Annotated in this window: 18 protein-coding genes; all 18 read right to left on the reverse strand. The window is 70.0% G+C overall.

Annotation, left to right across the window (positions count from 1 at the left end; all coding sequences use genetic code 11):
* Nucleotides 1-8: 8 nt before the first annotated feature.
* The 18 genes from AB0I77_RS38335 to AB0I77_RS38420 all read right to left on the reverse strand — a co-directional run bounded on the left by AB0I77_RS38335 (nucleotide 9) and on the right by AB0I77_RS38420 (nucleotide 20237).
* Nucleotides 9-1394 carry an aspartate aminotransferase family protein gene (locus AB0I77_RS38335; protein ID WP_363287420.1) on the reverse strand — a complete coding sequence of 462 codons (1386 nt, stop codon included), beginning with the start codon at nucleotides 1392-1394 and terminating at the stop codon, nucleotides 9-11.
* Nucleotides 1391-3301, reverse strand: a complete 1911-nt coding sequence (gene dxs, locus AB0I77_RS38340; RefSeq protein WP_363287421.1) for a 1-deoxy-D-xylulose-5-phosphate synthase — start codon at nucleotides 3299-3301, stop codon at nucleotides 1391-1393. Before dxs ends, AB0I77_RS38335 begins: the two co-directional genes overlap by 4 nt.
* A gap of 27 nt (nucleotides 3302-3328) precedes the next feature.
* Nucleotides 3329-4486, reverse strand: coding sequence for a flavodoxin-dependent (E)-4-hydroxy-3-methylbut-2-enyl-diphosphate synthase (ispG, locus tag AB0I77_RS38345; protein WP_363287422.1), 1158 nt, complete (start codon nucleotides 4484-4486; stop codon nucleotides 3329-3331).
* A 4-nt stretch (nucleotides 4487-4490) separates the two neighbouring features.
* Nucleotides 4491-5513, reverse strand: coding sequence for an adenosyl-hopene transferase HpnH (gene hpnH, locus AB0I77_RS38350; RefSeq protein WP_363287423.1), 1023 nt, complete (start codon nucleotides 5511-5513; stop codon nucleotides 4491-4493).
* Between the two features lie 5 nt (nucleotides 5514-5518).
* Complete coding sequence (locus AB0I77_RS38355; RefSeq protein WP_363287424.1) at nucleotides 5519-6160, reverse strand: 1-hydroxy-2-methyl-2-butenyl 4-diphosphate reductase; 642 nt, start codon at nucleotides 6158-6160, stop codon at nucleotides 5519-5521.
* Nucleotides 6160-8166, reverse strand: a complete 2007-nt coding sequence (gene shc, locus AB0I77_RS38360) for a squalene--hopene cyclase (protein WP_363287425.1) — start codon at nucleotides 8164-8166, stop codon at nucleotides 6160-6162. Before shc ends, AB0I77_RS38355 begins: the two co-directional genes overlap by 1 nt.
* A 111-nt stretch (nucleotides 8167-8277) precedes the next feature.
* Nucleotides 8278-9345, reverse strand: a complete 1068-nt coding sequence (locus tag AB0I77_RS38365) for a polyprenyl synthetase family protein (protein ID WP_363287426.1) — start codon at nucleotides 9343-9345, stop codon at nucleotides 8278-8280.
* Nucleotides 9346-9407: 62 nt separating this feature from the next.
* Nucleotides 9408-10835 carry a hydroxysqualene dehydroxylase HpnE gene (gene hpnE / locus AB0I77_RS38370; protein ID WP_363287427.1) on the reverse strand — a complete coding sequence of 476 codons (1428 nt, stop codon included), beginning with the start codon at nucleotides 10833-10835 and terminating at the stop codon, nucleotides 9408-9410.
* A complete protein-coding gene (locus AB0I77_RS38375) occupies nucleotides 10832-10972 on the reverse strand; it encodes a DUF6380 family protein (protein WP_363287428.1) in 141 nt (46 codons plus the stop codon). Before AB0I77_RS38375 ends, hpnE begins: the two co-directional genes overlap by 4 nt.
* Nucleotides 10972-11922 (reverse strand): presqualene diphosphate synthase HpnD, encoded by a 951-nt coding sequence (gene hpnD / locus AB0I77_RS38380; protein ID WP_363287429.1) that lies wholly within the window; start codon nucleotides 11920-11922, stop codon nucleotides 10972-10974. The genes AB0I77_RS38375 and hpnD overlap by 1 nt, the downstream gene beginning before the upstream one ends.
* Nucleotides 11919-12830, reverse strand: a complete 912-nt coding sequence (gene hpnC / locus AB0I77_RS38385) for a squalene synthase HpnC (protein WP_363287501.1) — start codon at nucleotides 12828-12830, stop codon at nucleotides 11919-11921. The genes hpnD and hpnC overlap by 4 nt, the downstream gene beginning before the upstream one ends.
* Before the next feature lie 385 nt (nucleotides 12831-13215).
* Nucleotides 13216-13995, reverse strand: a complete 780-nt coding sequence (locus AB0I77_RS38390; RefSeq protein WP_363287430.1) for an ABC transporter ATP-binding protein — start codon at nucleotides 13993-13995, stop codon at nucleotides 13216-13218.
* Nucleotides 13988-14917 (reverse strand): ABC transporter permease, encoded by a 930-nt coding sequence (locus AB0I77_RS38395; RefSeq protein ID WP_363287431.1) that lies wholly within the window; start codon nucleotides 14915-14917, stop codon nucleotides 13988-13990. Before AB0I77_RS38395 ends, AB0I77_RS38390 begins: the two co-directional genes overlap by 8 nt.
* A gap of 96 nt (nucleotides 14918-15013) precedes the next feature.
* Nucleotides 15014-15898 carry a glycosyltransferase gene (locus AB0I77_RS38400; RefSeq protein WP_363287432.1) on the reverse strand — a complete coding sequence of 295 codons (885 nt, stop codon included), beginning with the start codon at nucleotides 15896-15898 and terminating at the stop codon, nucleotides 15014-15016.
* Nucleotides 15895-16674 carry a CDP-alcohol phosphatidyltransferase family protein gene (locus AB0I77_RS38405; protein WP_363287433.1) on the reverse strand — a complete coding sequence of 260 codons (780 nt, stop codon included), beginning with the start codon at nucleotides 16672-16674 and terminating at the stop codon, nucleotides 15895-15897. Before AB0I77_RS38405 ends, AB0I77_RS38400 begins: the two co-directional genes overlap by 4 nt.
* A complete protein-coding gene (locus AB0I77_RS38410) occupies nucleotides 16652-17713 on the reverse strand; it encodes an iron-containing alcohol dehydrogenase family protein (RefSeq protein WP_363287434.1) in 1062 nt (353 codons plus the stop codon). Before AB0I77_RS38410 ends, AB0I77_RS38405 begins: the two co-directional genes overlap by 23 nt.
* Nucleotides 17701-18453 carry a phosphocholine cytidylyltransferase family protein gene (locus tag AB0I77_RS38415; protein WP_363287435.1) on the reverse strand — a complete coding sequence of 251 codons (753 nt, stop codon included), beginning with the start codon at nucleotides 18451-18453 and terminating at the stop codon, nucleotides 17701-17703. The genes AB0I77_RS38410 and AB0I77_RS38415 overlap by 13 nt, the downstream gene beginning before the upstream one ends.
* Nucleotides 18450-20237 carry a DUF5941 domain-containing protein gene (locus AB0I77_RS38420; RefSeq protein ID WP_363287436.1) on the reverse strand — a complete coding sequence of 596 codons (1788 nt, stop codon included), beginning with the start codon at nucleotides 20235-20237 and terminating at the stop codon, nucleotides 18450-18452. The genes AB0I77_RS38415 and AB0I77_RS38420 overlap by 4 nt, the downstream gene beginning before the upstream one ends.
* Nucleotides 20238-20260 lie beyond the last annotated feature (23 nt).

Raw genomic sequence — 20260 nt, forward strand, 5'->3', positions numbered from 1 at the left:
CGTCCTCGCTATCGGTTCGCCACCGCCTGCTTGACGAGCGTCTTGCCGAAGTCCCACATCAGCCCGCCGCCGCTGTGCGCGTCGTCCATCACGTCCGTGAAGGCGTCCACGAACCGGTCCACCTCCCGCTCCCCCACGATCAGCGGCGGAATCAGCTTGATCACTTCCATGTGGTCGCCGGAGACCTGGGTGAGGATCCGGTGCCGCTGGAGCAGCGGGACGACCACCATCTGCGCGAACAGCCCCTTGCGCGCGGCCTGCAACATGGTCCACCGGCTGCGCAGCTTCAGCGACTTGGGCCTGCCGAACTCGATGCCGATCATCAGGCCCCGGCCGCGGACGTCGGCGAGCAGCTCGTACTTGTCGACGAGCGTCGCGAGCCGGGACTTCAGCAGCTCGCCCGTGGCGCGGGCGTTCGCGACGATCTGCTCGTTCTCCATGACGGACAGCACGGCGAGCCCGGCCGCCATGGCCTGCGCGTTGGAGCCGAAGCTCGCCGAGTGCACGAGCACCCGGTCCATCGACGAGTAGACCTTCTTGAAGATCCAGTCCTTGCCGAGGGTGGCGCCGACCGGCACATAGCCGCCGGACAACGCCTTGGCCACACACACCAGGTCGGGTTCGACGCCCTCCTCGTGCTGGTAGGCGTAGAAGTCCCCGGTCCGGCCGAGGCCCGTCTGCACCTCGTCCGCGATGAGCAGCGCCTTGTGCTGGTGCAGCAACTCCTGGGCCGCGCGCAGATATCCGGGCGGGGACTCGTGCACGCCCTTGCCCTGGACCGGTTCGACGATCAGGGCGGCGACGTCACCCTTCTTCAACTCCCGTGCCAGGGCGTCGAGATCACCGAGCGGGACGGCCGTGTCGGGCAGCAGCGGGGCGAAGCCGTCCCGGAAGCCGCCCTCGCCGTTGACCGACAACGACCCGGTGGTCAGGCCGTGGAAGGCGTGCTCGCAGTACAGGATCCGCGGCTTGCCGGTCGCGTACCGGGCGAACTTCAGCGCGCCCTCGACCGCCTCCGTACCGCTGTTGCCGAAGAACACCCGGTCCAGATGGGGGCTGTGCGTGAGCAGCTTCTCGGCCAGCAGCCCGGGCAGCGGCTGGCAGTCGAAGCGGGTGAGGTCGGCGAGCTGGGCGTCCAGGACGTCGTGCAGCGCCTTGCGGACGACGGGGTGGTGGCGGCCCAGGCCCATCACCCCGAACCCGGCGAGCATGTCCAGGTAGTCGTCGCCGTCCGCGTCCCAGAAGTACGCGCCCTCGCCGCGCTCGTAGACCTTGTCGAAGCCGATGGTGTGCAGCATGCGCGGGAGCTGGTGGTTGAGGTGTCTGCTGTGCAGCTCGTAGCGCTCGGCTCCGCGCTCGGCGAGCAGCGCGGCGAGGTCGAACTCCTTGGTCATTCGGCTGTCTCCTTGACTGGGCCGCCGGTCGTCGTCTCCTTGACGGCCAGGCTCGCGCTGATCCGTCCGGCGATCTCGACGGGCGTGAGTCCGATGTCGGCGAGCACCTCGCCCCGTTTCGCGTGCGCGAGGAACTGCTCCGGGATACCGAACCGCCGTACGGGGACGTCCACTTCGGCGTCGCTCAGGGAGAGCGCCACCGCCGCGCCGACCCCGGACGCGCGGCTGTTGTCCTCGACGACGGCGACCAGACGGTGCTCGGCGGCGAGTTCCGCAAGTGCCGGGTCGACGGGCTTGACCCACCTCGGGTCGACGACCGTGCACCCGATGCCACGAGCCTCCAGCAGGTCGGCGGTCTGGAGGCACACCGGCGCCATCACGCCGACGGCCACCAGGAGGACCTGCGGCCCCTCCCCGGAGCGGTGCAGCACGTCCATCCCGCCCGCCCGGTCGATCGCCGGTACCTGAGGCCCCACCGCCTCCTTCGGGAAGCGGACGAGCGTCGGCGCGTCGTCGACGGCCACCGCCTCCCGCAGCTGCGCCCGCAGTTGGTCGGCGTCGCGTGGCGCGGCGATCCTGAGGCCGGGGACGACCTGAAGGATCGACATGTCCCACATACCGTTGTGGGAGGCCCCGTCGACACCGGTGACACCGGCTCGGTCCAGCACGAAGGTGACCCCGCAGCGGTGCAGGGCCACATCCATCAGGAGCTGGTCGAAGGCGCGGTTCAAAAACGTCGCGTAGACGGCGACGACCGGATGCAGCCCGCCCGTCGCGAGTCCGGCCGCGGACACCGCCGCGTGCTGCTCGGCGATGCCGACGTCCCACACCCGGTCCGGGAAGCGGGCGGCGAACTTGGCCAGCCCCACCGGGTGCAGCATGGCCGCCGTGATCGCGACGACGTCGTCCCGCTCCTCGCCGATCCGTACGATCTCCTCGCCGAACACCGAGGTCCAGGAAGGGCCGTTGGAAGGCGCGAGGGGTTCACAGGTGAGCGGATCCATCACGCCGACGGTGTGGAAGTGGTCCTCCTCGTGCGCGAGGGCGGGTTCGTAGCCGCGCCCTTTCTCGGTCAGGCAGTGGATCAGCACGGGCCCGTGGAAGCGTTTCGCGCGCCTGAGCGCCGACTCGACGGCCTTGAGGTCGTGCCCGTCGATCGGTCCGACGTACTTCAGGCCCAGGTCCTCGAACATGCCCTGCGGCGCGAACGCGTCCTTGAAGCCCTTCTTCGCGCCGTGCAGCGACTCGTAGATCGTGTTGCCCACCAGCGGGGTCCGCTGGAGTACGTCCTTTCCCCAGGCCAGGACCTTCTCGTAGCTGTCGGTCGTGCGCAGGGTGGCCAGGTGGTTGGCGAGCCCGCCGATGGTCGGCGAGTACGACCGCTCGTTGTCGTTGACGACGATGATCAGCGGCCGGTCCTTGGCGGCCGCGATGTTGTTCAGCGCCTCCCAGGCCATGCCGCCGGTGAGCGCGCCGTCGCCTATGACCGCGACCACATGGCCCTTCTCGCCCTGCACCTGGCGGGCCTTGGCGAGCCCGTCGGCCCAGCCGAGCGCGGTGGAGGCGTGGCTGTTCTCGATGACGTCGTGCTCGGACTCCTCGCGCGAGGGGTAGCCGGACAGACCGCCCTTGCCGCGCAGCTTGGAAAAGTCCTGACGGCCCGTCAAGAGCTTGTGTACATAGCTCTGGTGACCGGTGTCCCACAGGATGCGGTCGACCGGTGACTCGAAGACCCGGTGGAGCGCGATGGAGAGTTCCACCACCCCCAGATTGGGCCCGAGGTGTCCGCCGGTCCTGGCGACCGCGTGCACCAGGAACTCTCTGATTTCTTCGGACAGTTCGCCGAGTTCCGCCTCGGACAGCGCCTTCAGGTCGCGTGGTCCCCGGATGCTCTCCAGAATCGTCACGCTCGGGCCCCCTTCGGTCCGTGCTGTTCAGCTCACGGTGACGGCCGGCTCCCCCGAGGCGACGCCGTCCTGCTCCATCTGCTCGGCGATCTTCATCGCCTCTTCGATCAGGGTCTCCACGATCTTCGACTCGGGAACGGTCTTGATGACCTCCCCCTTCACGAAGATCTGCCCCTTGCCGTTGCCGGAGGCGACTCCCAGATCCGCCTCCCGTGCCTCGCCGGGACCGTTGACCACGCATCCCATGACCGCGACGCGCAACGGGACTTCCATGCCTTCCAGGCCCGCGGTGACCTCGTCGGCCAGCTTGTAGACGTCGACCTGGGCGCGCCCGCAGGACGGACAGGAGACGATCTCCAGCCTGCGCTGCCGGAGGTTCAGCGATTCCAGGATCTGGATGCCGACCTTGACCTCCTCGGCGGGCGGGGCGCTCAAAGACACCCGGATGGTGTCCCCGATGCCTCGGGACAACAACGCCCCGAAGGCCACGGCCGATTTGATCGTCCCCTGGAAGGCGGGACCGGCCTCGGTGACCCCCAGGTGCAGCGGATAGTCGCACTGCTCGGCGAGCAGCGTGTAGGCGTTGACCATCACCACGGGGTCGTTGTGCTTCACCGAGATCTTGATGTCCCTGAAGCCGTGCTCCTCGAAGAGCGAGGCTTCCCACAGGGCGCTTTCCACCAGCGCCTCGGGCGTCGCCTTGCCGTACTTCTGCAACAGCCGCCGGTCCAGCGAGCCGGCGTTGACCCCGATACGGATCGGCGTGCCGTGATCCTTGGCGGCCCGCGCGATCTCCTTCACCTTGTCGTCGAACTGCTTGATGTTGCCGGGATTGACGCGTACGGCCGCACAGCCCGCCTCGATCGCGGCGAACACGTACTTCGGCTGGAAGTGGATGTCCGCGATCACGGGGATCTGCGACTTGCGGGCGATGGTCGCGAGGGCGTCCGCGTCGTCCTGCGTGGGGCAGGCGACGCGGACGATCTGACAGCCGGACGCGGTGAGTTCCGCGATCTGCTGCAACGTGGCACCGATGTCGGACGTACGGGTCGTCGTCATCGACTGCACCGACACCGGGGCCCCGCCCCCGACCGCCACCGGTCCGACCTGAATCAGCCGCGACACGCGCCGCTCGGCGATCGGCCGGACCGGTACCTCGGGGACGCCCAAGGGGATGGCGGTCATGTCGTCACTCCCGGTTTCCGGAGACCGTCTCACGCATGGCGCGCAGGGACTCCTTGAGGGAGCCCATGGTGGCCATGACCGCCGTCGGCTCGTAGCCGCAGTGCGCCATGCAGTTGGCGCAGCGCGGGTCCTTGCCGCGGCCGTACTTGTCCCAGTCGGTCTCCTCGATGAGTTCGCGGTACGTCGGGACGTAGCCGTCGCTCATCAGGTAGCAGGGCCGCTGCCAGCCGAAGAGCGAGTAGTTCGGGATCGCCCACGCCGTGCACGGGAAGTCGACCTTGCCCTCCAGGAAGTCCAGGAAGAGCGGGGAGTGGTTGAGCCGCCACTTGCCCCGGTTGCCGCCCGCGAATGCCTTCTTGAACAGCTCGCGGGTCTGCTCCACGCCCAGGAAGTGCTCCTGGTCGGGCGCCTTCTCGTAGGCGTAGGCGGGCGAGATCATCATCTCGTCGACCTTGAGGTCGTCGTTGAGGAAGTTGAGCACCTCGATGATGGTCTGCGGCGTGTCCGTGTTGAAGAAGGTCGAGTTGGTGGTCACCCGGAAGCCGCGCTTCTTGGCCTCCTTGATCGCCTCCACGGCCTCGTCGAACACGCCCTCCTTCGCCACCGATTCGTCGTGCCGCTCACGCAGCCCGTCGATGTGCACCGCGAAGGCGAAGTAGGGAGAGGGCGTGAACTTGTCCATCTTCTTGCGCAGCAACATGGCGTTGGTGCACAGGAAGACGTATTTCTTCTTCGCCACCAACTGCCGCACGATCTCGTCGATCTGAGGGTGCATCAGCGGCTCACCGCCGGCGATGGACACCATCGGCGCACCGGATTCGAGCACCGCCCCGACCGCCTGGGCCACCGGCATGCGCTGCTTGAGCACACCGGCGGGGTGCTGGATCTTGCCGCAGCCCTCGCACTTGAGGTTGCACGCGAAGAGGGGTTCCAGCTCCACGATGAGCGGAAACTTGTCCCGCTTGCGGAGTTTCTGTTCGGCCAAATATGTAGCGACCTTGATGGTCTGGCGCAGCGGCATGGCCATCTGGCTCACCTCCTGGGGAGCAGCAAAGAACGGTGCCATTCATAGAAAGCGGGAAGGACCGAGCGAAGTACGCGGAAGGCTGATATTCCACCGCGCACCGTGCCGATCCGGACGAGTTCATGTTCTGGAGCGTCCACGACCACCCGGACGGCCGCAACGGGGCGCTCGCCCGTGCGCACGGCGCTCAGAAGCGTGGCCGCGGACTCCATGTCGACCGCGATCGCGCCGGTCGCGAGCAGATCCGACCGCTCGTGACCGCGGACGACATGGTCGGAACCGGTGAGCGGCCCGGTGTGGACGGTCCGCCCGGGCAGGGCCCGCACGAGCTCCTTGACGAGCAGCTCGGTGCCGACGCACGGCACGGTGCCGCGCGGGTCCCGGGTCTCCTCGGCGACGACCAGGTCGCCGGGGTGCATGCCGGGTGCGAGCCCCGCGCAGAACCCCGTGGCCAGCACGGCGGCGTCACCGAGTGCCGGCTCGGCCAGGACCCGGGTGACCGAGCGCTCGGCCGCCCTGGGCCCCATGCCGGTCCGCAGGACGGTGACCGGCCCGCCGGCTCCGCCGCGGTCGCCGCTGCGCAGGGCCAGGTGCTCGATGCCGAGCGCGCAGGCGATCAGCAGCGGGGCCGGGGCGGGCTGTGTGCTCATCAGCCCCCCTTGGCCTCGGCGAGCGGCTTCTTGGCGAAGGGCTCTCCGTGCACGTACCGGCCGAGTGCGGTGAGCGGGAAGACCTGCCGGTAGAGGTGGTAGTTGATGGAGAAGTCCCAGGGGAAGCCGGTGCCGGTGAAGTACGGCTCGTCCCAGGAACCGTCCTCGCGCTGGGTGCTCGCGAGCCACTCGATGCCGCGCTCCACGGCCTTGGAGTCCCTCTCCCCCGCGGCCAGCAGGGCCATCAGCGCCCACGCCGTCTGCGAGGCGGTCGAGGCGCCCCGGCCGCTCCACTCCTTGACGTACTGGTAGGAGCGCAGGTCCTCGCCCCAGCCGCCGTCGTCGTTCTGCACGGACTCCAGCCAGGTCACCGCGCGGCGGATCGCCGGGTGCGAGCCGGGGAGTCCGGCGGCGATGAGGGCGGGTACGACTGACCCGGTGCCGTACACGTAGTTGACGCCCCAGCGCCCGAACCACGAGCCGTCCGGCTCCTGTTCGGCCAGCAGCCACTCGATGCCGCGCCGGGTGCGCGGATCGTGCGCGAGGCCTTCGACGGCCAGCATCTCCACCACGTGCGCGGTGACGTCCGCCGACGGCGGGTCGATGACCTCGCCGAAGTCGCAGAACGGCAGCCGGTTGGGGAACGGGCTGGTGTTGTCGACGTCGAAGGCGCCCCACCCGCCGTTCTTCGACTGCATCCCGAGGTTCCAGCGCACCGCGCGCCCGATCGCGTTCTCCACGCCTTCCGGGTGGTGGTGCTTGACGCGCCGCAGGGCGAGGACGACCTCGGCGGTGTCGTCGATGTCCGGGTAGTTGTCGTTGTGGAACTCGAACGCCCAGCCGCCCGGCGGCAGCCCGGGCCGCATGACCGCCCAGTCACCGGGCCGGACGATCTCCTCGCCGAGCATCCAGTCCGCCGCCTTGACGAGCTGCGGGTGGTCGGCGGGGACTCCCGCGTCGGCCAGCGCGATCGTCGCGAGGCAGGTGTCCCACACCGGCGACTGGCAGGCCTCGATCATCCGGGCGCCGTCCTCACGCCATACGGCGTAGCGGTCCAGCGACTCGAGTCCCGCGCGCATCACGGGATGCTCGAGGTCGTAGCCGAGCAGATGCAGGGCGATGACCGAGTACACGGCCGGCGGCTGGATCCCGCCCCAGCAGCCGTCGTTCTCCTGCCGCTCGACGATCCAGCGCGCGGCCGTGTTCATCGCGGCCTTGCGCAGCCTGCGCACGGCGACCGAGCGGTAGCCGCGCACGACCTTGTCGAGCCGCTGGAAGAGGCCGTCCCAACTGGTCGGCGGAGCAAGGGGCTTGGGCGGGTTGGGGTTGGCGGGGTCGGTGTGCAGCTCGTCGAGCGGGAACGGCGCCGGACGCACCGGGCGCTTCGCCGAGACGACGGTGAGCGGCACGATGGTCTGCCGCGCCCAGCATCCGAAGTTGTAGATGTTGAGCGGGAACCACTTGGGGAAGTACATCAGCTCGGGCGGGAGTTCGGGCAGGTCCTCCCACTTCCACCAGCCGAACAGGGCGAGCCAGATCCGGGTGAACACGCGGGAGGCGGCGATGCCGCCCTGCGCGCGGACCCAGGCGGAGGCCTTCGCCATGTGCGGCGCGTCGGGCGCGTCTCCGGCGAGGCGGAGAGCGACGTACGCCTCGATGGTCGTGGAGAGTTCGCCCGGGCCGCCGTAGAAGCTGGCCCAGGTGCCGTCCTCGCGCTGCTCGCCGCGGATGAACAGGGCGGCGGCGCGGGTGGTGGCCTCGTCGCGGATGCCAAGGAACTGACGGAGCAGCAGGTCTTCGGCGTCCATCGTGACGTTGGTCTCGAGGTCGCCCTTCCACCAGCCCTGGGCGTCCTGCCGGGCCAGCAGGAAGTCGGTGGCGCGCTGTACGGCGCGTACGGCGGCGTCGTGCACCCCGGCCGCGACGGGGGTGTTGATGTCGGTTTCGCTGGCCGAGGCAGCGCGGGGCGGCAGGGCCCCGGTGCTTCCGTCGGTCGTCGCTGTCATGGCTTCCCCTTCTTGCAGTGGATGTCTCTGCTGTGGGTCCGCCGTCGGCCGGTGCGCGTTCTCCCGCGGCACCGGCCGGCGACTACGCGAGGCTTATTCGACCGATAATGATCATCTCTTTCGTACGACGACGAAGTCGGCGAGCGCCGTGAACTGTGCCCGTACGCGGTCGGGCATGTCGATGGCGTCGAGGGCTTCGATGGCGACGGTGTGCTGACGGCGTGCTTCTTCGGCGGTCCACTCGCGGCCGCCCGCCTCCTCGATGAGGGCGGCACGGGCCGCGAACTCCTCCTCGGAGAAGTTCTCGAAGTCGCTGCTCTTGGCATCGGCGGCGAGCAGCTCACCGAGCCGCTCGGCGGCGGGACCGCTGGCGGCGAGCGCGGCGACGACCGGCAGGGACTTCTTGCGCTGGCGCAGATCGCTCCAGGTCTGCTTGCCGGTGGAGACCGGGTCGCCCCAGATGCCGAGGAGGTCGTCGACGGCCTGGAAGGCGAGGCCGAGGTGGTAGCCGTACTTCTCCAGGGTGTCGGCGGTGCGGTCGTCCGCGCCGCCGAGCACCGCGCCGATGGAGCTGGCGCAGGCGAGCAGGGCGCCGGTCTTGTTGCCCTCCATCTCCAGGCACTCCTCGACGCTGACGCGGTCGCGGTGCTCGTAGGAGATGTCCTGCGCCTGACCGTCGATCAACGCCCGGGTGGCGGTGGTCAGACGGCGGGTGGCGCGGCCGGCCTCGACGGTGCCGAGTTCCAGGAGCACCTCGTTGGCCAGGGCGAACAGGGCGTCGCCGACCAGGATGGCCTGGGCGGGACCGTGCACCTTCCAGACGGTGTCGCGGTGCCGGCGCTGTTCGTCGCCGTCCATCAGGTCGTCGTGCAGGAGCGAGAAGTTGTGGACCAGTTCGACGGCGACCGCGCCGGGGATACCGGCCTCGGGCGCCGCACCGGTGACCTCCGCCGAGAGCACCGCGAGAGCCGGGCGCACGGCCTTGCCGCCGTCCCCGTCCGCGGGATTGCCCTGGGCGTCGATCCAGCCGAAGTGGTAGGCGGCAACAGTGTCCATGGGAGGGGCCAGGCGGTCGACGGCCGCCCGCAGTACCGGTGTGGCCAGGGTCCGGCCGCGCTCCAGGAGCGCGGTCACGTCCACTGCCTCGGCAGCCTTCGAGGCCGGGGGCACAGTGGGCACAGTCTCTCCTCTTGTTGCGGTACCGGAGGTGTGGGAACCTGCCGCGCTCTGCTGATCGAGCATCAGGCCGCCTCCTCGAACGCGAAGAGGTGACGGGGGCGGGGCCGGCCCAGGGCGCCGAGCGCGGCCTCGGCCGCACTCACACCACTGCGGACCGCACTCTCCATGGTCGCGGGCCACCCTGTGGCGGTCCACGCTCCGGCCAGGTACAGGCCGGGGGCCTTGGTGCGGGCGCCGGGCCGCAGTCGTCCGACGCCGGGGGTGGGAGCGAACGTCGCCGTGCGCTCCCGGGTCACGAAGAAGTCCTTCACCACTGCCCCCCGCGCGCGGGGCAGCAGCCGCTCCAGCTCGGGCAGATAGCGCTCGCGCAGCACGGCGACGGGTTCGTCGATCTCGTTCCGTGCGGCCGACTGGGACAGCGCCAGGTACTGACCGTCCGTCAGCCCCGACGCCTCAGTCCGGTCGAACACCCACTGCACCGGGGTGCCGAGCGCCGCGAAGAACGGCCTGCCGAGCACCTTCCGGTCGTAGACGACATGGACGTTGAGGATCGGCTCGGTGCCGATCTCCAGCAGCCGCTCGGGCGCGTCGAGCGCCCCCACGGGCAGCAGATCGTGGGCCTCGCGCTGCGGTACGGCGAGGACGACCGTGTCCGCGTCGAGCGTCTCGCCGGGAACCTGAACGCTGAGGCGGCCGTTGACGTCAGTAGAGATGGAGGTGACGCGTGTACGGACTTCGGTACGCACGCCCGCGGAGTCGAGCGCCTTGCGGGCAAGCCGGTCATGCAGGTCGCCCAGCGGGACGCGCGCCCATCCGATGTCGGCCGCGCCCGGGTCGGACAGCAGACCGGTCTTGAACACCATCGCGGCGAGCCCGAGCGAAGCATCGCCGGCCACCGCGTTGAGGGTGGCGACCCCCACCAGGTCCCACAGTGCCTCGATGGCACGCTCCGACTGACCGTGCGCGGCCAGCCAGCTGCCGAAGTTCTGCGCGTCGAGCGCCGGATCGGCGAGGTCGAGCCCCTTGAGGGCCAGCGCGGCACGTCCGACTCTGGCCCGCTCGGCGAGCGAGAGATGCGGGTACGTGGCGAGGCTGCGTCCGAGATGCAGGGGCACGGGCAGTGCGTCGCGCCGCAGTCGGCCGAGCCGCCGCCCCTCGGGCTTGGCGACGTCGAGTACGGGCACGTCGAGACGATCCTGTAGCGGAGCCAGCGCCGCCGCCTCGATACGGTCGAGGAACCAGCGGTAGGCGGTACAGCAGCGCAGGTAGACGTGTTGTCCGTTGTCGACGGTCAGTCCGTCGCGCTGGAAGGAGAAGGCGAGCCCGCCCAGTCGCGGCCGGCCTTCGAGCAGCGTCACCCGGACTCCGGCGTCGGCGAGTGCGAGCGCGGCGGTGATGCCGGCCAGCCCTCCGCCGATCACGACGGCGTCCCGCCCGGTGTACCCGGGGGTGTCCGCCTGCGGCCCCTCGGACCGTGTGCCGTCGGTCATCGTGCACCCTCCCCTGCCCGGCTGCCGTGGTGATTGAACGGTGCACGGCAGACCGTTGCAGTCAGGGACGCCGTCCCCCACCGGAGGGTTGCCTGCCACTTTTCGCCGGTGGCATCACCTTGGACCGGTTTGTCCATCAGGCACGCCTCCTGACAGTCCGTCGGGTCACATGCCGCGTGTCCAGGCCGGACAGTCCGCGCACGGCGACGTACGCCTTCTCCCGCCCGGGCAGCGAGACCCGGCCGCGCAGCACGGCCTCCGGGTCGCGCTCGATGCGGTCGAGGAGACGGCGGTAGATGCCGGCCATGGCCGCGACACAGGCACCGCTGCGCCGGTCGAGCATGGGAAGCAGCCGGTAGCCCTCGGCGAAAAGAGCACGGGCCCGTCGCACTTCGAAGTGCACGAGGCCCGCGAAATCGGCACCCTCGGGCGGTTTCGGACCCTTGAACCCGGCCGAACAGCCGAACTTGGCGAGGTCGTCGGCGGGCAGATAGGTGCGCCCGCCCTCGGCGTCCTCGCGGACGTCCCTGAGGATGTTGGTGAGCTGGAGCGCGAGGCCGAGCGTGTCGGCGTATTCCGGCGCGCGCTCGGCGCCGCGCGCTCCCGGTTCCGTACCGAACACGCCGAGCGAGAGCCGCCCGATGGCACCCGCCACACAGCGGCAGTACGCCTTCAGGTCGTCCCAGGTCTCGTAGTGCTCGCCCCGTACGTCCATCAGTACGCCGTCGATGAGCTCGTCCAGGCCGCCGAGCGGGATCGGGAAGGTCTCGGCGGCGTGCGCCAGGGCGACGGCGACCGGGTCGGTGTCGTCGGCGGCGACCGCGCCGTCGCGCACTCGGGTCAGCAGCGCCCGGGTCTCCTCGAGTCGCGCGGTCTTGACGTCATGGGCCAGCGCGCCGTCGCCGATGTCGTCCACGCGCCGTGAGAACGCGTACAGCGCCGACATCGCGCGCCGCTTGGGCGTCGGCAGCAGTCTGATGCCGTACGCGAAGTTACGGGCCTGCTGACCGGTCACTGCCTCGCAGTAGCTGTAGGCGGCGAGTACCGGCGCGGACGCGTGTCGTTCCGACTCCACGGTCCGGATCACCCCTTTCCTCGCAGAGTCAGACCCACCTCACGCAGCAACTGGAGCTTGCCGGGCTTGGGCGGGCCAGGAAGTACGTCGTATTCGGCGGCGGCAATCGCCTGGATTGCCGCCCTTCCCCCTGCCACGAACCCTGCGAGCAGCAGCTTCAACCTGCCGTGGACGCTACCCACCAGGGGGGCGCCTTCATTCAGGAGATCGCGGGCGCGTTGCGCTTCGTATGCAACCAGTGCGCGCACCGACGCGCCTCCGGTTTTCGTGGCGAGATCCGACTCCTGGACGTGAAAGCGCTTCATGTCCGCGGCGGGCAGGTAGATGCGGTCGCGGCCGAGGTCCTCGGCGACGTCCTGGAGGTGTTCGACGATCTGGAGGGCCGTGCAGATGGCGTCGGAGCGGCGGATCCGCTCGGGGGTCGAGGTACCGGTGACGGCGAGGACGAGCCGGCCTACGGGATTCGCGGACAGTTCGCAGTAGGCGAGCAGGTCGTCGTAGGTCTCGTAGCGCGTGACGAGCTGGTCCTGACGGTTGGCGGCGATCAGGCCGAGGAAGGGCTCGGGGGTCAGCGCGCGGCGGCGGACGGTCGGCTGGAGGCGGCGCAGCAGCGGGTGGCGCGGCCCCGAGCCGGTCGCGTCGAAGACGCGGTGGAGGTCGGCCTCGAAGGCGTCCAGCATCACCAGGCGGTCCTCGGCCTGCTGGGGCGGCACGCCGAGCAGGCGGGCGTCGGCGCCGCCGGGGGCCAGATCGCCGTCGCCGATGTCGTCGACGAGGCGGGCGAAGCCGTAGACGGCCATGAGGTCGGTGCGCCAGTCCCGGGGCAGGAAGAAGGGGGCCACGGGGAAGTTCTCCGCCGCGGCCTTGTCGAGCGTGCCACGCTCCGTCTCACCGGGGCGGGCCATGCCGGTTCCCGTCATCGTCGGCTGCCCGACGCGGGGACGGCACATGCTGCGTGGATCTGGGGAGTTTCCGTAGCCATTGCCGTCACATCTCCCGTTCTACACCGCCGACCCAATGCACACTATTTCGGACACGCCGCCCGGCCGCCCGCGCAGCCGCCCCGGCGCGGGGTGTCGTGCATTATCGCCCCACTTGCCGCGATTCGGGACCGGTACAGCTTACGTTGTACAACGCATCGAGGTGCGCTGGGGTGTCCTGCACATCACAACAACACACCGATTGGCTTCAAGATTCCTAAGAGAAGCCATAGTTGACTTTTCCTTTGCAGACGCGGCCCCCGCCGGAGCAGTTCCGGCGGGGGCCCTGGGAAGCGGTGGTGATTTTCGCCCAGGTCCGGGTGGACTATTTGCCCGTGAACTTCTCGTACTCCTTGAGGACCTCGTCGGTCGGGCCGTCCATGCGCAGCTCGCCGCGTTCCAGCCACAGGACGCGGTCGCAGGTGTCACGGATCGACTTGTTGTTGTGACTGACGAGAAACACGGTGCCGGCCTCCTTGCGCAGCTCGCGGATGCGCTCCTCGGAGCGCTTCTGGAACTTGCGGTCGCCGGTGGCCAGCGCTTCGTCGATCATGAGGACGTCGTGGTCCTTGGCCGCGGCGATGGAGAAGCGCAGGCGGGCCGCCATGCCGGAGGAGTAGGTGCGCATGGGGAGGGTGATGAAGTCGCCCTTCTCGTTGATGCCGGAGAAGTCGACGATCTCCTGGTAGCGCTCCTTGATCTGCTCGCGGGTCATGCCCATCGCGAGCCCGCCCAATATGACGTTCCGCTCGCCGGTGAGGTCGTTCATCAGGGCCGCGTTGACGCCGAGGAGGGAGGGCTGGCCATCGGTGTAGACCTTGCCCTTCTCGGCCGGGAGGAGACCGGCGATGGCGCGCAGCAGGGTCGACTTGCCGGAGCCGTTGGAGCCGATCAGACCGATGGCCTCGCCTCGGTAGGCGACGAAGGAGACGCCCTTGACGGCGTGCACCTTGCGCACACCGCGTTCCTCGCCGCGCCGCACGATGCGGCTGAGCGCGGCGGTCGCGCTGCCCTTGCCGCTCTTGGTGCCGTTGACGCGGTAGACGATGTGCAGTTCGTCCGCGATGACGGTGGGGATCTGGTCGCGCGGGGTCAGGTCAGCCACGGCCGTACCTCTCCTCCGCCTTCCAGAAGTACACGAAGCCTCCCAGGGCGCACAGCAGAGCCCAGCCGCCCGCGGCCGCCCAGACGTGGTCGGGCAGGTTCTCGGAGCCGTAGCCCTCGATGAGGGCGAAGCGCATCAGGTCCATGTAGATCGCGGCCGGGTTCCATTGGAGAACGTTCGCGATCCACTGCGGCTTGTCCTCGAGCATGATCGGGATGGAGAACATCACGCCGGAGCCGTACATCCACGTACGCATCACGAACGGCATGAGCTGCGCGAGGTCCGGGGTCTTGGCACCTGCCCGGGCCACGATCAGGGCGAGGCCGGTGTTGAAGAGGAACTGGAGGGCGAGCACCGGGAGGATCAGCGGCCAGGACAGGTCCGGGTAGCTGCCGAAACCGACCACCACGGCGAACACCACGAGCATCGATGCCAGCAGCTGCTGGAGCTGCTGGAGCGCGAAGGAGACCGGCAGCGAGGCGCGCGGGAAGTGCAGCGCGCGGACCAGACCCAGATTGCCGGAGATCGCGCGGACGCCCGCCATCACCGAGCTCTGCGTGAAGGTGAACACGAACACGCCCGTGACCAGGAACGGGATGTACACGTCCTTCGACATGCCGCGGCCGGCGTTCAGGATGACGCCGAAGATGAAGAAGTACACCGCCGCGTTCAGCAACGGGGTGGCCACCTGCCACAGCTGGCCGAGCTTCGCCTGGCTGTACTGGGCGGTCAGCTTCGCCCGCGAGAAGGCGAGGATGAAGTGACGCCGGTCCCAGAGCTGGCGGACGTACTCGATGAGTGATGGGCGGGCGCCGCTCACGGTCAGCCCGTACTTGGCGGCGAGCCGTGCCGCCGTGAGGCCTTCGTCGGGCGGTAGGGGCGCGCTCACCGCGACCGTACCGTCGTGCGTTGTCTCACTCACTAGTGGATACTTTCGTCTTCGAGATGCGCAGCCTGTGGGGGCATGGCAGGAGCCGGGGATCAGGGTAGGGCCCGGTTGCTCCCGGATACGAGCTTGTCAGATGACAGGGGGCCGGCCCAGTCGAGTCAGCCGCCACACCGTACGCCACTTCATGGGCCGGCGCGGTCCGCACGGCGTGCTCCAGCCTTCTCTGAAGCCGCCGAACCACGCCCGCAGAGCGGACCGCGAGGGGCGGCGCAGCAAGGTGAGCAGCAGCCAGACGCCGAGGTAGACCGGGATGAGGAGCGCGGGCAGGTTGCGGCGGGCGAGCCACACGCGGTTGCGGGCGACCATGCGGTGGTAGACCGCGTGCCGCGAGGGCGCGGTCGTCGGGTGGTAGAGCACCATGTCGGACCGGTAGTCGATCATCCAGCCCGCGTCGAGGGCCCGCCATGCGAGGTCGGTTTCCTCGTGGGCGTAGAAGAACGCCTCCGGCAGGCCGCCGACTTCGGCGAGCACTTGGGTGCGTACGGCGTTGGCGCCGCCGAGGAAGGTGGTGACCCGGGAGGAGCGCATGGGGTCGGAGGCGCGCAGCCTGGGCACGTGGCGGCGCTGGGTTATGCCGGTGTCCGGGTCGGCGATGCGGAAGCTGATGATGCCGAGCTTCGGGTCGGTCTCGAAGGCCGTGCGGCACAGCTCGGCGGTGTCGTGGCTCGCGAGCAGGCCGTCGTCGTCCAGGAAGAGCAATATGTCGACATCGCGGCCGCTGGGCCCGAAGGCCTCGATGCCGACGTTGCGGCCACCGGGGATGCCGAGGTTCTCCGGCAGTTCCACGGTCCGTACGCCTTCGGGGACGTCCGGGACGGGCGAGCCGTTGCCGACGACGACCACCTCGACGTGGTCGCCGTCCTGCTTGGCGATCGAGTCGAGCAGGGCCCGCAGTTCGTCCGGGCGGTTGCCCATGGTGATGACGACCGCGCCGACCTTCCTGCCGGGGCTCATCGGAGCCTGCTCGAGGCGAGGATGGAGACGAGGTGCAGCAGGGTCTGCAGGAGCGCGATGCCGGCCAGCACCGCGACGCCGAGCCGGGAGAAGAAGAGGTCGTCCCGGGCCGCGTCCAGGACCGCGAGGACGAGGATCAGCAAGGAAGCCTCGATGCCGAGGACCAGCCGGTGGAACTTGAGCGCCCCGGCGGCCTTGCGGGCCAGCGCCATGCCGGACGAGCGCGGCTCGGACGCCGCCTCCTTGACCGGTGGCAGGCCGCCCTGGTGGCGGGCGACGCCGACCAGGTCGGTCTCGGCCTTGATCAGGATCGCGCCGAGGGCGGCCAGCGTGCCGAGGAAGGCCCAGAGCCAGTCGATCCGCCCGGAGCCCCACAGATCCGCGGCGCGCAGGCCGAAGCCGACGAGCACGGCGGCGTCGGTGAGATAGGCGCCGACCCGGTCCAGGTAGACCCCGCCGAGGGAGAACTGCTGCTTCCAGCGGGCGATCTCGCCGTCGACGCAGTCGAGCAGCAGGTAGAGCTGGACGCACACCACGCCGAGCACGGCCCCCGGGATCCCCGGCACCAGGAGCGCCGGGGCCGCGAGGACCCCGAAGACGGTCATCAGGTACGTGAGCTGGTTGGGCGTGACCTGGGTGTTCACCAGGTAGCGGTCGACCCGCAGGGACACCTCACGCATGTAGAGGCGCCCCATCCAGTGCTCACCGCTGCGCCGGTCCTTCACCCCCGCGGGGTGGACGACCGGGCGGAGTTCAGCTACCGATGGCCTTGACATAGTCGGCGTAGATGTCCTTGATCTGGTCGGTCTTGAGGTCGAGGTGTTCGAGGATCGTGTAGCGGCCGGGCCGGGTCTGAGGGGCGTACTCCACGACCCGGACGAACTCGTCCGCGGTGAAGCCGATCTCCTCCGGCAGGACCGGCAGTCCGTGCCGGCGCAGCACCTCGGCCATGTAGGCCGACTCCTCGTGCGCGCCCCGGAGGTACATCGCGAAGGCCGCGCCCAGGCCGCACCCCTCGCCGTGGGCGGGGGCGCGCTTGGGGTAGAGCACGTCGAAGGCGTGGTGGATCTCGTGGCAGGCCCCGGAGCACGGCCTCGTGTCACCGGAGACCGACATGGCGATACCGCTGAGGACCAAGGCCTCGGCGAGCACCTGGAGGAAGCCGTTGTCCCCGATGCCGCCCGGGTGGCGCAGCACCGCCTCGCCGGCCTGGCGGGCCATCGCCGCGGCGAGGCCGTCGACCTTCTCGCCCTTGACGCGGTTGGCGAGCTCCCAGTCGGCGACCGCGGAGAGGTTGGAGATGGCGTCGCCGATGCCGGAGCGCACGAAGCGCGCGGGGGCCTCACGGATCACGTTGAGGTCGATGACGACCGCGATCGGGTTCGGCACACCGTAGGAGCCGCGGCCCGCGTCGTTGTCGAGGGTGGCGACCGGGGAGCACAGGCCGTCGTGCGCGAGGTTGGTGGCGACGGCCACCAGCGGGAGGCCGACGCGCGCCGCCGCGAACTTGGCGCAGTCGATGATCTTTCCGCCGCCGAGACCCACGACCGCGTCGTAGTGGCCGGCCCTGATGTCGCCCGCCAGCCGGATCGCGTCGTCGATGGTGCCGCCGCCCACCTCGTACCAGGTGGCCCCCGGAAGCGAAGGGGCGATGCGCTCGCGCAGCCGGGCTCCGGAACCACCGCTGACCGCGATGGCCAGCTTGCCGGAGTGCGAGATGCGCTCGTCGTCGAGCACACCGGCCAGGTCGTCGAGGGCGCCGGGGCGGATGTCGACGACGACCGGCGAGGGGATGAGCCGGGTCAGTACTGGCACGCGATCTCCCGTCCACGGGCGAGATCGTCGTGATTGTCGATCTCGACCCATTTGACGTCGCCGATCGGCGCCACGTCGATCCTGAAGCCGCGGCCCACGAGTTCCTGGTAACCGTGCTCGTAGAACTGCTGCGGGTCCGCCTCCCAGACCGTCTTGAGCGCGTCGGCCAGTTCGGGGGCGGCGTCGCCCTCGATGAGGGTGACGCCGATGTACTCGCCGGTCGCCTCGGCGGGATCCATCAGCTTGGTGATCTTCGTCATGCCCTTCTCGGGGTCCACGACGACCTTCATCTCCTCGTCCGCGAGGGACTTCACGGTGTCGAGGGCGAGGATGATCTTCTTGCCGTCGCCGCGGGCGGCGAGCAGCGTCTTCTCGACGGAGACCGGGTGCACGGTGTCGCCATTGGCGAGGATCACACCGTCTTTGAGGGCGTCACGGCCGCACCACAGGGAGTAGGCGTTGTTCCACTCCTCGGCCTTGTCGTTGTCGATGAGGATCAGCTTGAGGCCGTACTTCTGCTCCAGGGCCGCCTTGCGCTCGTAGACGGCCTCCTTGCGGTAGCCGACGATGATCGCGACCTCGGTCAGGCCGATCTCGGCGAAGTTGCCGAGGGTGAGGTCGAGCACCGTGATGCTGTCCTCTATACCCGCCGGCCCCACCGGCACCAGAGCCTTGGGAAGGCTGTCGGTGTGGGGGCGCAGACGCCGACCGGCGCCGGCCGCCAGCACGAGGCCGATCATGCGGGTTCTCCTTCGTCGTGTACGGCGGGCGCCCCTGCGGACACCCAGAAGCGGATGCTCTCGACGAGCACCACCAGGGCGACGGCCACGGCGAGAACCGTGAGCGCGACCGTGAACTGCGAGGCGGTGAGCACCGCGGCCAGGACGACGACGATCAGCGTCCGCCCTTCGTGCCCCGCGATGGCGCGCACCAGCCAGGCCGGGGACGCTCCGGCGTTGCCGCGGATGCGGTACACCGTGTCGTAGTGATGGTAGGCGACGGCCCCCACCAGGCCGAAAGCCGCGGGAAGCGCTCCGTTCACGTCCGCTTTGGCCGCCAGTACCAGGACGGTGCCGTATTCGGCGGCCCGGAACAGCGGGGGGACCAGCCAGTCGAGGGCGCCCTTGAGGGGGCGGTACAGCGCCTGGCCGGCGGTGACGGTGTACACGACGGCACCCACGACCGGCGCCCAGGTCACGCCGGAGAACAGGGCCACGGTGAGGACGGCCGTGCCGGCGAGCGCCACCAGCAGCGGGGAGCCGAGGCGGGCGCGGGTGGCACGCGCTACGAGGGAGGCGAGCGGCCCGTTGTCCGCGAGGTCCGCCAGCGCCTGTGCCGCCCGGTCGGTCCGCGTGGCCTTGCGCGTCAGGGAGCGCAGCACGCGGCCAGCCGTGGTGTAGACCGCCGCGAAGGCGCACCCGATGAGCAGCGCGTAGAAGGTGATACGAGGAGTCGTGGCCGCCGTGAGGATCGCGATCATCGCCCAGCGCTCGCCGATGGGCAGGACGATCATGCGGCGCACCCAGACCGTCCAGCCCACGCTGTCCAACTTGTCCGAAAGGGCGGCCGTGGGGCTGGTGTTGGCGGTGGCGTCGTGGTTGGCCTCGTTGAAGGAGAAGTCCACGACGTGGCGGCAGGTCTGCAGGACCATCGCGCCCAACGCCAGGGCCCATACGTCGTCGCCGCCGCGGGCGGCCCCTAGGGCGAGGCCCGCGTAGTAGGCGTACTCCTTGGCCCGGTCGAAGGTGGCGTCCAGCCAGGCGCCGAGCGTCGAGTACTGAAGGGAGTAGCGGGCGAGCTGTCCGTCGGTGCAGTCCAGGACGAACGAGGCGATCAGCAGGAGGCCGGCGGCGATGAAGCCGCCGCGGGTGCCGGTGGCCGCGCAGCCCGCCGCGATCAGCGCGGTGATCAGGGAGGCGGTGGTGACCTGGTTCGGGGTCAGGCCCCGGCGGGCGCACCAGCGGGCGATGTAGCGGGAGTAGGGGCTGACGCAGTAGGTGGTGAAGAAGCCGTCGCGGGCCTTCACGGCCGACTTCAGGCGTACGGCCTCGTCGTCGACGGCGGCGACGGACTGCCGTGCCTCGTTGCGGGCCTGCGGGTCGGCCGGGACCTCGGCGACCAGGCTGCCGAGCTCGGGCCGGTGCACATCGGTGCCGTCGGCGGCGAGGGCGGTGACGATGCGGTCGGCGAGGCTGTCCACGGCGACCGCGGTGCCGCCGCCCGCCGAGTTCTCGCGGGCCACCGCTCGGGTCAGGGCCTGCCGTCCGGCCGGCTGGGCCGTCACGGCGCCCGGTATCGCGGCGAGCGGGAAGCGGGGGTCGGTGAGGCCGAGGCGCAGCGCGTGGACGTGGCCCACGAAGCGGGCGTCGACCACGGCGACCCGCAGTCCGCCGGGAACCTGGGCGAGGAGCGTCTCCGTGTCGGCGGCGTCGGCGGCGATCCGGACGTCGAAGCCGAGGGAGCGCAGATCGTCCTCGATCGACGATCCGGGGACCGGTTGACCGGTGAGGATGGCGGTCGACAACCGAACTCACTCCCTGGGTGCCG

It is taken from the genome of Streptomyces sp. NPDC050619 (assembly GCF_040654815.1).
GTDB lineage: Bacteria > Actinomycetota > Actinomycetes > Streptomycetales > Streptomycetaceae > Streptomyces.